The 12,880-nt window shown below is 40.4% G+C and carries 12 protein-coding genes; 3 read left to right on the top strand and 9 right to left on the bottom strand.

Going from position 1 to position 12,880, the window contains the following annotated elements; genetic code table 11:
- Window positions 1-10 precede the first annotated feature (10 nt).
- Together I6G50_RS10120 and I6G50_RS10115 are read right to left on the bottom strand one after the other, a co-directional pair.
- On the bottom strand, window positions 11-823 hold the full coding sequence (locus I6G50_RS10120) for an NAD kinase (protein ID WP_081165350.1): 813 nt from the start codon (window positions 821-823) through the stop codon (window positions 11-13).
- Window positions 810-1,490, bottom strand: coding sequence for a GTP pyrophosphokinase (locus I6G50_RS10115; protein ID WP_003136081.1), 681 nt, complete (start codon window positions 1,488-1,490; stop codon window positions 810-812). Before I6G50_RS10115 ends, I6G50_RS10120 begins: the two co-directional genes overlap by 14 nt.
- 319 nt (window positions 1,491-1,809) lie before the next feature.
- Here I6G50_RS10115 and I6G50_RS10110 point away from each other — a divergent pair, with 319 nt between their 5' ends.
- A complete protein-coding gene (locus tag I6G50_RS10110) occupies window positions 1,810-2,406 on the top strand; it encodes a CYTH domain-containing protein (protein ID WP_003136080.1) in 597 nt (198 codons plus the stop codon).
- 152 nt (window positions 2,407-2,558) lie between these two features.
- Window positions 2,559-3,077, top strand: a complete 519-nt coding sequence (locus I6G50_RS10105; RefSeq protein ID WP_197908748.1) for a dithiol-disulfide isomerase — start codon at window positions 2,559-2,561, stop codon at window positions 3,075-3,077.
- A 62-nt stretch (window positions 3,078-3,139) separates the two neighbouring features.
- Here I6G50_RS10105 and I6G50_RS10100 read toward each other — a convergent pair whose 3' ends face one another.
- Both I6G50_RS10100 and I6G50_RS10095 read right to left on the bottom strand, forming a co-directional pair.
- On the bottom strand, window positions 3,140-3,496 hold the full coding sequence (locus I6G50_RS10100) for a YlbG family protein (RefSeq protein WP_081165356.1): 357 nt from the start codon (window positions 3,494-3,496) through the stop codon (window positions 3,140-3,142).
- A complete protein-coding gene (locus tag I6G50_RS10095) occupies window positions 3,480-3,854 on the bottom strand; it encodes a YlbF family regulator (protein ID WP_197908747.1) in 375 nt (124 codons plus the stop codon). Before I6G50_RS10095 ends, I6G50_RS10100 begins: the two co-directional genes overlap by 17 nt.
- 306 nt (window positions 3,855-4,160) lie before the next feature.
- Between I6G50_RS10095 and I6G50_RS10090 the strand changes: the two genes are divergently transcribed.
- Window positions 4,161-5,525: an amino acid permease gene (locus tag I6G50_RS10090; RefSeq protein ID WP_197908745.1), complete on the top strand. Its 1,365-nt coding sequence runs from the start codon at window positions 4,161-4,163 to the stop codon at window positions 5,523-5,525.
- A 35-nt stretch (window positions 5,526-5,560) separates the two neighbouring features.
- Here I6G50_RS10090 and recA read toward each other — a convergent pair whose 3' ends face one another.
- The 5 genes from recA to I6G50_RS10065 form a co-directional block, all read right to left on the bottom strand.
- A complete protein-coding gene (gene recA / locus I6G50_RS10085) occupies window positions 5,561-6,712 on the bottom strand; it encodes a recombinase RecA (protein WP_197908743.1) in 1,152 nt (383 codons plus the stop codon).
- 100 nt (window positions 6,713-6,812) lie between these two features.
- On the bottom strand, window positions 6,813-7,637 hold the full coding sequence (gene mutM, locus I6G50_RS10080) for a DNA-formamidopyrimidine glycosylase (protein WP_197908742.1): 825 nt from the start codon (window positions 7,635-7,637) through the stop codon (window positions 6,813-6,815).
- A gap of 168 nt (window positions 7,638-7,805) precedes the next feature.
- Window positions 7,806-8,717, bottom strand: a complete 912-nt coding sequence (era, locus tag I6G50_RS10075) for a GTPase Era (protein ID WP_081165371.1) — start codon at window positions 8,715-8,717, stop codon at window positions 7,806-7,808.
- A 178-nt stretch (window positions 8,718-8,895) separates the two neighbouring features.
- Window positions 8,896-11,847 carry a DUF7601 domain-containing protein gene (locus I6G50_RS10070; RefSeq protein ID WP_197908740.1) on the bottom strand — a complete coding sequence of 984 codons (2,952 nt, stop codon included), beginning with the start codon at window positions 11,845-11,847 and terminating at the stop codon, window positions 8,896-8,898.
- Window positions 11,848-11,893: 46 nt separating this feature from the next.
- Window positions 11,894-12,880 carry a hypothetical protein gene (locus I6G50_RS10065; RefSeq protein WP_197908739.1) on the bottom strand — a complete coding sequence of 329 codons (987 nt, stop codon included), beginning with the start codon at window positions 12,878-12,880 and terminating at the stop codon, window positions 11,894-11,896.

Genomic DNA, 12,880 nt, shown 5'->3' with positions numbered 1-12,880 from the left:
GGTAGTGCTCTTATTCGACTTCCCCAATAAAAGCATTTTTCACCCGTTCCCAAAAACTTGTGTGGGCACAATTGACAAAAGCAATCGTCTTACCGTCCATACTGTATTCAATAGCTTCAATTTTTTCGTAATTAAAGGTTAATTGATCCACAGTTACACTGTAGTCCTCCACATCCTCTGGACTAATAACAATGCTGTCTTTTTTAGCTACAATCATTGGGGCGCCTAGTGTTCGATACACGATATTGTTTAAGCTTGCTATCTCTGCCATTTGCATCGCTTCAACACGCGGATGTAAAACAGCACCGCCGATAGATTTGTTGTAAGCTGTCGAGCCTGTCGGGGTAGAAACGGATAAACCATCCCCACGAAATTTTTCAAAAAGAAAATCTGAAATTTTAATATCAGCCATCAATGTTTTAGAGGTGCGACGGATTGTTGATTCATTCAGTGCATAGTGTAATCTTTCCGATCCGTCTTGAAATTTCACAAGGATACGGAGTAGCGGATAGCGGACAGCATGCGCAGGTTCTTCCGTTCCTAATGCTACTGCAACTTTGTCCAAATCGGTATCCATGAAGTCCGTATAAAATCCGAGGTGACCCGTATGGACACCTACAAAGCGGATTTTCTCTAACTTATGTTCATACAAATGCATGGCCTTGAGTAAGGTACCATCTCCGCCTACAGAGATAACAACTTCAGGATTTTCTTTATCAAACTGAAAGCCTTTAACTTGTAAGAGAGCCGTTAATTCTGACAATGTCTTCTGTGATTTTTCGCTTGAATTTCCGACTAACCAGATTTTTTTACCAGAGCTCATTGTCTTCTCCGTTTTCCTTTTTATAATCTAGCCTTGCCTGAGGATCGTCAAACAGCAATTGAGCTTCTTGAATATCTTCGCGAATCGCTCCCATTTCCTTATCAAGCTGTGCCGCCATATGTGCTGCAGCCGTCAAACGTTCACGGACTTCTTCCGGAATAACTCCCCCATACTTGTAGCTTAGAGAATGCTCGATTGTGGCCCAAAAATTCATCGCCAGTGTCCGAATCTGAATTTCTGCAAGAACAACTTGGGCCCCCTCAATCATATCAATAGGGTATTCAATTACCACATGATAAGAGCGATAGCCACTCGCTTTTTGATTATGTATATAATCACGTTCTTCGATAATCTTCAAGTCTTTACGTTTTCTGAGAAGTTCGAGAACATCCCAAACATCATCAACGAATTGGACCATAACACGGACTCCAGCGATGTCTTCCATCTCACGAATCGTTTCTTGAGTGTAACCACGCATCGCTGCCTTCTTCCGAATCGAGTCCCGACGTTTCACTCGACCAGTCACAAACTCAATCGGTGAATAAAGTTTTTTCTTCAGAAATTGCTTCCGCACACCACGAAGTTTGATTTTCAGCTCCCCGACCGTTTGGACATACGGATCAAGAAATTCTTCCCAGTTAAATTCAGTTTTTGTGCTTTCTGTCATATGTTTATCCAAATTGACCTCTGGTCAATTCTCCTTTGTATTTTATTACAGGTCTCCCTAAATTATACCATATATCCCTTATATTAACTAGGCAGCTCCGTCTATATTAAGCGATTCAAAAGAGAAGTTAAATGTTGCTACAACTGCACTATAGACCTGAAGTCATCGTACATCGTTTCCTCTCTGGCTTTACTTAGATACAGGCTTTTGATATACTTTTAGGTAATAGATTATTTATCATTCTAATAAGAAGGGAGGATGTCTCTCTTGGAGATCTTGTAAAGAGTAATCTAAACAGAGCATCTTTTTATAAACAAAAATGTCCACAAACTTAGAAATTGAGCATAAAACAATGCTCTCTATGCCGGAGTATGACCGTTTGAAAACTCTCTTTTCACACGTCACTCCTGTCCGACAGACCAACCATTATCTTGACTCTCAAGATTTTACACTTCGTAAGAAAAAGTTAGCTCTGCGCATACGTACCTTTGACCGCTCAGCGGAAATGACACTCAAGGTTCCTCAACAAGTAGGAAATATTGAACATAATATTGACCTGACACTTGATGAGGCTCAGCACCTTCTCTCTCAAAAAAACATCACCTGTGGGGAAACCGATCTGAGTGAAATCCTCGATATTTTGAAAGAGCGAGGGGTTGATGTAGAAAGCATCACCTTAATTGGGAGCTTGACGACTATTCGCTATGAACAAAAACTTCCTATCGGATTAGCAGCCCTTGATAAAAATGATTATCTTGGTCACACCGACTACGAGCTTGAACTAGAAGTTACAGACAGTGAACAAGGTAAAAAAGATTTTCTAGCCTTCTTGAAGAAAAATCACATTGAGTTTCGCTTTTCAAAATCAAAAGTTGTTCGTTTTCTTGATTGCTTACGCCATCTGAGAAAGCAATAAAAAGTGCTAAATTGGCACTTTTTTACTTCTAATTATTAAGCTTTTGCATATAATTTGGTCTAATATCTAAAATTTGATACACTATACTTCGTGGATACTTCAACAGATAAAATAATAATAAAAGATTCTAAATAAGGAAAATAAAAACACTCATGTATGACATTCATCATTTTTTCACTCCTATTCTCGATCAATTTTCCGAATTTGATTCTCATAGCTGGTACCTCTACCCTATAGCTACCCTCGCAGCAGCTAAAGAATTACGTGATAACAGTGAGATGCCTCGAAATATTGAGAACCTCAATGCCAGTTTTGACCGTCTACAAAAACTCTCTTCAGACTTTTTGACTATCAATCTGCACGGGCGAAAATACGGGCGAAAATTCCTTTTAACACTGCAAGACAAACTGAAACACAACAGTGTTCTTGATTATAATAATCAAATGCGCCAGGAGATACTCTCAGATATGGGACTGACAACAGCTGATTTTATCACGCACCGTCAATTTGCCAAAAAACAAATGATGAAAAATGCTCAAGAATTTTATAAGAATGAGTTCACACAAGTCCCTTCTACATTAGTCTATACAGAGACGGAATGCTTACATATTGAAGGTTGCACGCAAACGATTGTTCAAAATTATCTTCGTCGCATTGAAAAAACTGCCTAAGGGCAGTTTTTTTATATCTTATTCTCAAACACCTCCGGTGTCTAAAAAAGCAATATTAGTGGTTACAATTTAGCCAAGGCAGCTTCAAGCTGTCCTTTAATCTCGGCATTTGTTTCTGCAAAAGCTTCCGAAAAGTTTTTGTTAAGATCTTTCAAATGACCGCGTCTTACTCTCTTCACAAATTTTAGTTCTTTGAGTTTTTTTATTGTAGTCTCAGCTTCTTCTTCATTTACATATAAAAGACTATAGTGTGCCTTGCGACTTGTGTAACTCAGATCCCCATAGTGCCCTAACTGTCTGTTGCCTTTGTAAGAATTGCAATAGACAAAAAGAGCAACCCTTGATTGCTTATCCAAAGGGCGTACTTCTCTATCTTCTGACTTACTTTCTTTTATTTCTTGATCAGTGATGTCGTTCATGTCGATTCCCTCCTTTTAAGGGTAAATTTTCATCTACAAAAATGTGTTTGGAAATTGATGCAGTAATATCTTTTGTTAGATTAGACAAAAGCTCTTGCAAATCGTTTTCGGCAACACGCAGATGATATACCTTGTCATTAAGCAGGATATCCTTCTTCAACTGTGCAAGTTCGGGCCGATAAGCGATATAATCTTGATTTTCTGTAAGTGTACGTAAATTATCCTGCAAGTTCTGATCCGCTTCAAATTCAGCCTTTAATTTTCGATAGGCAGCAACCTGAGGCAAGTCTAAAAAGTCTTTGACCAAAACATCTATTAAATCATCAATTTCAAACAATTGTTCATTTATGATTAACATATACTTATTATAACACAACCCATGACACGATATTCAGTAATTACGACCTGGCACGCTTATTTTCCCCTGAGGAGGGCGCAAGACTCTTGTAAAGCCTGATTGGGCTTCACGTTTGTACGTTCACGACTAGACGGGTGACGGACGCAGCAATTTTTCATTAAAAAACAGCGTCCCTCATTTACTCAATACGAAACTTTTTACTCTTCAAAAAAAGTCGATCTCAAAAAATCTTGCTAAATTAATTCAAAAAAGATATAATTAACTGATAATATATATAATTGTATATAAAATTACAGAAAGGTTTTTATGAATAATGAAAACAATCAGACCCAGAGAGGTCTGAAAAATCGTCACATTCAGCTTATTGCAATCGCGGGAACTATCGGAACAGGTCTCTTCTTAGGAGCTGGGCAGTCTATCAGTATGACTGGCCCATCCATACTACTGATTTATATCATTATTGGCGCATTAATGTTTGTCTTGCTCCGAGCAATCGGTGAGATGCTTTATATGGACCCTGAGCAACATTCTTTCCTCAATTTTGTTAGCCGTTATCTAGGTAACAAAGCCGGATACTTTATTCAATGGTCTTATTGGCTGGTTGTTATCTTCATGGCTATGGCAGAGTTAACTGCTGTTGGGGTCTACATCCAGTTTTGGTTGCCTAGTGTACCAGTCTGGCTTACCGAAACAATCATCCTTGTGGCATTAACAGCTTTAAACACCTTAAATGCGCGCTTCTTTGGTGAAACTGAGTTTTGGTTTGGAATGATAAAAATCGTGGCCATCGTTGGGTTAATCGTTGCGGCTGTTGTTATGGCTTTTAGTGGTTTTCAGGCCGATGGAAATGCCGTAAGCTTAAGTAATGTAACCAAGGGCTTCTCGTTCTTCCCTAATGGAATTTCTAACTTTATCGGAAGCTTCCAAATGGTTATGTTTGCCTTTGTAGCGATGGAATTTATCGGTATGACTGCAGCAGAAACTTTGGATCCTCGTCCAACCCTTAAAAAAGCCATCAATCAAATCCCCATTCGTATTTTAATTTTCTACATTGGTGCATTGACTGCGATTATGTCAATTTACCACTGGACAGATATACCCGCAGATCAGTCACCCTTTGTTATGGTTTTTGATTTGATCGGCTTTAAGTGGGCAGCAGCTCTTATTAACTTTGTTGTATTAACTTCAGCAGCTTCTGCTCTTAACTCTGCCCTCTTTTCAACAACACGTAATCTTTTCTCCCTTTCAAAATTACATGGAGATAAGGCATTACAGCCTTTCACCAAACTTTCTAAAAATGGAATACCAACGAATGCGCTCTTCTTTACAGCAGCCTTGATATTCTTGGCTCCCTTTATTTCACTTATTCCTGGGGTGTCGAACGGGTTTGTATTTATTACAAGTGTCGCTACAAATCTATTCTTGATTGTCTACATCATGACCTTGATTGCTTATACAAAATATCGCAAATCAAGTGAATATATGAAAGACGGCTTCAAAGTTCCTATGCCGACTGTCTTAGTTCCAGTAACAATCTTCGCTTTTAGCCTAATCTTTATCTCGCTCTTCTTCTTTAAAGATACGCGCATACCTGCTATTGGTTCTGCAATTTGGATTGTTATCTTTGGTATTGTTTCATATCTTCGCAAAGAAAAACCAGTAGATTTATAAATAAAAAAAACTTCTGAATTCAGAAGTTTTTTTTATTATTCTAACTCAAGTTCAATTTCTTCTACATCTGAAGGTTCAACTTTGGCTTTTTCCTCTGTTTTTTTATCTTTAACAACTTCGGTATCTTCTTCTTCGCTTCCTTCAATCAAACCATAACTTTGACGGACCTTGCGGTCGATTTCGTCAAAGATTTCTGGATTATCTTTAAGGAAAGCTTTGGCTTTTTCTGCACCTTGACCGATTTTTTCGTCATTATAAGAGAACCAAGCACCTGCTTTTTTAACAATGCCTTCTTCAACCGCAATTGTTAAAAGTTCACCAGTCTTAGAAATACCTTCACCAAACATGATGTCTACCAAAGCTACTTTAAATGGTGGAGCTACTTTATTTTTAACGACTTTAATTTTAGTCAATTTACCGATAGCGGTTTTGTTATCACCAGAACCTTCTTCAATTTTAGTACTTCCACGAACATCTAAACGTACAGATGCGTAAAATTTAAGCGCACGTCCACCAGGTGTTGTTTCTGGACTACCAAACATCACTCCAACTTTTTCACGCAATTGGTTAATGAAGATAGCTGTTGTCTTTGTTTTATTGATACCAGCAGCAAGTTTGCGCATCGCTTGGCTCATCATACGCGCTTGTAAACCGACTGTAGAATCACCGATTTCACCGTCAATTTCAGCACGTGGTGTCAAAGCTGCAACCGAGTCTACAACAACGAGGTCAACTGCCCCTGACTCGATCAATTTTTCTGCGATTTGTAGACCTTGTTCACCATAGTCTGGTTGTGATAAGAGAAGCTGATCCACATCAACACCGATCGAAGCAGCATATACGGGATCCAAAGCGTGTTCTGCATCGATAAAGGCTGCAATACCACCCTCGGCTTGTACTTGCGCAACTGCGTGAAGCGCAACTGTTGTTTTACCTGAGCTTTCAGGACCATAAATTTCAATGATACGTCCTTTAGGATAGCCACCTGCTCCAAGGGCAATATCAAGAGCTAAGCTCCCTGAGCTTGTGACTTGAACTTTTTGGCTGGCAGCCTCACCCAAACGCATCAAAGACCCTTTACCAAAATCTTTTTCAATCAAATCAAGAGCATCTTTTAACGCTTTTTCACGTTCTGCTCCATATTTTTTAGTAATATCTTCTAATTTTTTCTTTTTCTTTGTAGCCATTATCTTCTCCGTTAATCTCTTATTCTTTATATTATAACATTTTTCAATTTGTTTGAAACTGATTACACTGCATAATTCTATACGTAAAAAAATTAAGTTTTCACTTTAATTTTTGACAGTTGGGGCAAAAATGCGTCCCACGTCCTGCAACTTTTATTTTTTCAATCTCAGCTATCTGACACCGTGGACATATCGCACCCTTTTTACCATAAACCATAAGAAGATCCTGCATACTTCCCTCCTTACCCATAGCATTTTTATAGGTACGTATGCTGGATCCACCACGCTCAACTGCTGTCTGTAATACTTCTATTGTATAGTCATGGATGGCATGAATCTGTGCTTTACTTAAGTGGGAGGCAAGTGTTTCTGGATGCACCTGTGCACGCCACAGTACTTCATCCACATAGATATTTCCCAAGCCAGCAACTAAAGTCTGGTCTAATAAATACGGCTTTATCTTTTTCTGAGATTTTTTCAACCTTTCAGAAAAACCTTCTTCATCAAAATCTTCAAAGGTGGGCTCTGGTCCTATCTTTTTGGAAATAAAATACTGCTCCACATCTTTTGAAGGTAATAATTCCCAAGTCCCAAACTTACGAACGTCAGCATACACAAGCACCGCATCCGCAAAGCTTACAAAAATATGATCATGTTTTTGCCTTATAAACTCTAAAGGCTCGACCCGATACTTCCCTTCCATACGCAGATGAGAAATCAAAGTCCACTGACCAAAATCAAAAAGTAAGTACTTTCCACGTCGCTTTACTTCTCTAATTTTTTGATTTTCAAGCTCCTTTTTTAATTCCTCGAATCCTGTTAGAACCATTCTAGGATAAGGACTGCTAATCTCTAGTATTGTTTTATTTCTCACCAGCTTTTCCAAGCCTTGCCGAACATTTTCGACTTCTGGTAATTCAGGCATCTGTTTTAGTATCCTATCTGTTATTGGGTTTATACATTGACTATATTTTTTAGCCACTAAATATTGAACCTATCAATATTATATTCTATTTTCGCTATAAAATCAACATATTATATTGGTTTTTTCGATATTACATGAATAAAAAAAGAAGCTCCTAAGAGCCTCCTATTACATATAATCTTCTTTTTTGTAACCAAAGTCAGACAAGTCCATTTTACGGTCGCGCCAGTCATTTTTTATCTTCACCCAAGTTTCAAGATAAACCTTATCTCCAAGCATCAACTCGATATCACGGCGAGCCAGTTTACCAATCTTGCGAATCATATCGCCACCTTTACCAAGAATAATCCCTTTTTGGCTCTTGCGTTCAACGATGATTGTTGCCATAATATGGATTTTACCTGTCTCTTCGTCACGTTTCATCGAGTCCGTCGTTACAGCAATGCTATGTGGAACTTCCTCACGGGTCAAAAGCAATATTTTTTCACGAATCATTTCACTGACAAGAAAGCGCTCTGGATGATCAGTAACCATGTCTTCTGGGAAATATTGTGGGCCTTCTTCAAGTTTTGAACTTAATGTTTCAAGCAAGCGTTCAGTATTGTTCCCTTGAAGTGCTGAAATAGGAACCACTTCAGCAAACTCCATTTGTGAAGTATAGTCTGATACTGTTTCAAAGAGAGCATCTGGATGTACTTTGTCAATCTTATTGACAACTAAAATAACTGGAACATCTGCGGTTTTTAAACGTTCAATAATCATGTTTTCACCCGTTGAACGTGGCTCATCTGCAGCAACCATGAAAAGTACCATATCACATTCACGCAAAGTTGAATAAGCAGACTGAACCATGAAATCGCCCAAGGCATTATGTGGCTTGTGGATACCAGGCGTATCAATAAAAATAATTTGTTCCTTATCTGTCGTATAAATTCCTTGAATTTTATTACGTGTTGTTTGTGGCTTGTCACTCATGATCGCAATTTTTTGGCCCATTACATGATTTAAAAATGTTGATTTACCAACATTGGGACGACCTAAAATCGCTACAAATCCTGATTTAAATGTATTATTTGTCATAGAGCTATTCTATCATATTTCCTCCATTTATTCTCCCCCTCTCGCACTTTGCTCCTGACGATAGCAGGGAGACAAAATATGCCTTATATTCTCAAGGTACCTCCTGCTCTACTGGCTTGAGTGGCGTCCTAAATAAAAAAAGAAGAACGAAGTTATAACTTGGTTCCTCTTTTTTGTTTTAAGTCTTGTCGGTTCTATTTTCTTTATAGAGTAAATAAGCGATACGCATGCAGACAAATCCTAAGACGATAGCCGTGATTGTCAGTGTATCTCCAACATCAGGCAACCGTTCAGTAGTACTTGGAGCATCTGGCGTCTTGCTCGGAGGTTCGGTCATACCGACGTAGGTATTTCGGATACTAAATCCTTCTTGAGCATTACCTGTTATCTCAACATCATAACCATTAACGGGGAGTTCCTTCACTTGATAATCGACTTCTTGTCCGTCCGCATCATAACGTGGTAAATCTTGGAATAGTGTTTGCCACTGAGTTTTTAGTGAGAGCTGCCGGCGACTTATTTCCCTGCCATCTACCATCAGCTGAATGATGATAGATTGGGGTTGTAAGTTTACGGTTAATTCCTTATGAACCCATGTCTTCTTAACAGGAATATTAATTGTCTCTGTCAGCAAAGCTGAACTGTCAAAACGATTGACAAATACGGGGCGTAAACCTTGGACACGTTCGCCATTTTTAGTGAGCCATTGCTCTGCCATAACAAGTGTGCCACCCTGTAGTTCAACTCTTGCAAACCACTTGTATTCTGTATTGTCGTAAGTCCACCCCAGTGTACTCCCGCGCGTTTCATGAATAGTAAACTCAAAAGTACCTGGCCGCTCAAAGGTTACTTCTGGAAAACGTGCACGGCCGCTATTCGTAATGTTCACCACATGATTACCTGGATTCATCACAAATTCAAATTTCTCGTCATGCGGGCTGCTGTCGCCAGTGAGTTGCTTTTCAATCTCTAAGCTGCCTCTAATCGGAGCCATCCAGACATTCTGAATATTAATACTCTCAGGGTTAGTTACCGCATTCCAACCGGGAACAGGAACTTCTCGGATACGATATTGGATCTCGTTTCCTGCACTATCAAACTTTGGTAAGTTTTCAAAAGTATAGGTCCAAGTTGGTCCTGTAACATTTATTTGCCTTACCACATGATTGTCTTGCATGAGCTGCAGTGTAATCTCTTGTGGGGGCTGAATCCCTTCAGGCATCTCCCAGCTTTTGACTCCTGATAAGGTTATCCTTTCGTGAATATAGCGGTTGGTTTGGCGGACATGAATAACTTGTCCAAGATGCCCAATCTCAACGCTTCCTGTACCATTACTAATACCTATCTGGATAAAACCAGCCCCGAAGCTGTCATGCTCAACAACGCGCCAACGGTCACCTAAGGCAAGAGTGATTGGTGTTGAACTTTGGCCACTTCTTAAACGAATCACTTCATCCTGTTTAACATCATTGATATAAAGATCAAACAAGAATTCATGATTCGCATCATAGCCTGTGCCTACAACATTTTTTTCAATGACGAGTTGAGCAGAACCACTGGGCACTTCACGGTTGATGAAAAGATGGTGTGAAGTGCCGCCAATTATGGTCGTACCATTTGCCTCATCAAGCATTTCAAAGAAATCATCGCTTGGAATTTCACGGATATTATAAGCCAAACCAGCAGGTAAATCAGCAAAGACGACCTTCTGACCATGACGGAGGCGGATAGTATCGCCAGATATAAAGTCTTGTAAAGCGCCCTCGGTGCTACCTTCGATAATCCGATATTGGAAAGTTTGACCATCGCTCGGTTCAAAAGTCACTTCAAACTCAAACTCTCTTTCGAGCATGGCTTCATTCTCTGAAACCACTTGCTTTTCAAAAGACAGAGTAGCTGGCTCAGGCTCAACGCCACCCACTTGGTAACTATTGACAAAGCGGTGATGCGGCGTTGTATCTTGAACGATATTCCCTTGCACTGTCTCCGTACCAGAAACAAAGCCTGCAGTTGCTACTTCACGGATCTTGTAGGAAGCACCTACCGGTAAGTTGTGGATGGTAAGGATTTCACCATGACGAAGTGTGAGTGTATCACCACTCGAAACTGTACCCTCACGCGTATCCGCATCGTTATTAGGGTCATCATCAATTTGGTAACGATTGGTCGTATAACGGAAACTTGCTCCATCTGGGACATTTGAAAGTTCAACTTCAAAGTTAAAGTCGATGAGCTTTTGCTCAGGAGTTACACCTGAGCCATCTGAGTTTACAACTTCTTTTTCTAAAATTAAATTCCCTCTGCGGGTCATATCACGGTTGGTAAAAGCTGCTAGTGAGGGTTCAGAATGAATATTCCCCGAGGAGTTATTGGCTTGACCATTTTGAAAATTAATTTCCTCTACCATATAGTGGACACCGACAGGAATGCCAGTAAACACTGCACGTTGCCCATGGCGTAGGCTCAATGTCTCCCCAGAAGACAGCTCATGCATAGCACCTTGACCATCAATTTGGTACTTATAGGTTCCGCCGTCTGAAAAGGTTACTCGAAATTCAAAGAGTTGTGCCAATTGCTCTGGAGAGAGGGGGTGCCCATCGTCATTCACCAGTGTTTTTTCGATAATTAAATCCCCCGCCAATCGACGGTTGTAGGCTGTAACAATCGGTCTTTCATTATTACTCTCTTCAGTGACAGTAAAGTCATAGCGCCTAATGGGTTGATTTTCGCTATCAAGATCTGGAGCAAAGCCATAAGGCAAACGAATTTCTTGGAAAAAATAACGTCCTGGTGGCAGTGAAACAGTTATTCGACCCTCTTGGTCTGTAGTAAAGGTGGCTTGAATCTGTACAGGACTATCGGGATTATTTGCCGGAATTTCAAAAAGTAAGAAATCTGCACCAGGCACAGGAAGTTCCGTTTGATTTCCCTCCGTATCAATCTCCAGCTTAAGTAAATGTACAGGTCGTTCGCCAATCCGTGTCTGGCCAAGATTGAGGGCGCTTTGTCTGCCACTGTTCCATGCCATGGTTCCCGTAATACCTGTCACAATCATTGTTAACAAAAGAGCAGAAAGTAAGACACGACTTTTCACTGTTAATTTACTTAAAATCTGTTTAAGTCTGTACAAGACGGTGCTCCTTTCTGCTGTTTTCTACAGTTGTTACTTTGATCAGTCAGTTTTGTTCCCGAATCGTTTGGACAATACTTTGGCCATTTGCGGGGTTGAGATTTGCAGCTGCATCTTCCGTCCAAAACTCGGCAAGATAAGCTGTATCATTACTAGAAAACTGTCCAATGACATGAATTTGATAAGAACCAGCGCCTTTAAGGGTACTCAGGGCAGGTTGTGCGCGCTTGCTGTCCAAGAGGAAACTGGTGGCTTGCCCTCCCGATAAGAGATTTGCCCAATAAGCCCATCCCGTTTCTTGATCAATCACCCAGAAATTACCTACACGGTCATCTACTGCCAGTGTTTGCCATTGGGCAAAAGTCATGGGCGGACGCGCTTGATTAAGTACCTGTTTTGTTTCCTGCTGCTCCGCAGACTCTGGTGGACCCATGATAGAGTTGCCAAACATCCCTGCCGTCCAATAGTTAGCCGTGCCCTTGCCCGGGTGTGTAGCGCTCCCTGTTTCCACATCACGTCCTACCCCTGCAGCCGCAGTCCTCGTAGAAGTAGAATCTCTGTTGAAGGTGGGCATAAACCAAGGCCGCTGGGCATCCTGAGTGGCTTGACCTAGCGCCAAGTGAAAATAAGCATTGAGGGGTGTATTTACTCCAATACGTGTACCGAGAGCTTCAGTTCCTAAAGGGGTCGTAGTGGCTTCAGGCCCAGGTATCCAAGTAGGCCAAGTCAGCGGATCGTTCATATCAATATCCCCACTCTCAATCAGTGATCTGTCATTGTGCATAAACAGCTCTGTAAACTTCACACGCGCAATAAGAGGCTCACTGCCAAAGTTTTCCACAAAGACATCTTTGTTCCCTGTTGCATCATCGAAATAGTCATGGACGCGGCCGCCATATACGAGTGGCTTGTCCCCTTCAAGCATATTTAGAGCACGTTGTCCCATGTTTGTATAAGCAAAGGTCCCGCCTACCAAGACTAAACTGGCAGCTAAAGCGCACAGGGTGGTAAAAGATTTGATACTTTTTTTCAT

This window comes from Lactococcus garvieae, from assembly GCF_016027715.1.
Taxonomy (GTDB): Bacteria; Bacillota; Bacilli; order Lactobacillales; family Streptococcaceae; genus Lactococcus; species Lactococcus garvieae_A.
The sequence above is the reverse complement of the archived record's forward strand: the minus strand, read 5'-3'. Positions and strand labels throughout refer to the sequence as shown.

Excerpts from the sequence above, each read along its gene's own strand:
- I6G50_RS10105 (WP_197908748.1), top strand. The coding sequence starts at position 2,559 with ATGTATGACATTCATCATTTTTTCACTCCTATTCTCGATCAATTTTCC.
- era (WP_081165371.1), bottom strand. The coding sequence starts at position 8,717 with ATGACAAATAATACATTTAAATCAGGATTTGTAGCGATTTTAGGTCGT.
- I6G50_RS10090 (WP_197908745.1), top strand. The coding sequence starts at position 4,161 with ATGAATAATGAAAACAATCAGACCCAGAGAGGTCTGAAAAATCGTCAC.
- I6G50_RS10115 (WP_003136081.1), bottom strand. The coding sequence starts at position 1,490 with ATGACAGAAAGCACAAAAACTGAATTTAACTGGGAAGAATTTCTTGAT.
- I6G50_RS10110 (WP_003136080.1), top strand. The coding sequence starts at position 1,810 with ATGTCCACAAACTTAGAAATTGAGCATAAAACAATGCTCTCTATGCCG.
- recA (WP_197908743.1), bottom strand. The coding sequence starts at position 6,712 with ATGGCTACAAAGAAAAAGAAAAAATTAGAAGATATTACTAAAAAATAT.
- I6G50_RS10065 (WP_197908739.1), bottom strand. The coding sequence starts at position 12,880 with ATGAAAAAAAGTATCAAATCTTTTACCACCCTGTGCGCTTTAGCTGCC.
- mutM (WP_197908742.1), bottom strand. The coding sequence starts at position 7,637 with ATGCCTGAATTACCAGAAGTCGAAAATGTTCGGCAAGGCTTGGAAAAG.
- I6G50_RS10120 (WP_081165350.1), bottom strand. The coding sequence starts at position 823 with ATGAGCTCTGGTAAAAAAATCTGGTTAGTCGGAAATTCAAGCGAAAAA.
- I6G50_RS10100 (WP_081165356.1), bottom strand. The coding sequence starts at position 3,496 with ATGAACGACATCACTGATCAAGAAATAAAAGAAAGTAAGTCAGAAGAT.
- I6G50_RS10095 (WP_197908747.1), bottom strand. The coding sequence starts at position 3,854 with ATGTTAATCATAAATGAACAATTGTTTGAAATTGATGATTTAATAGAT.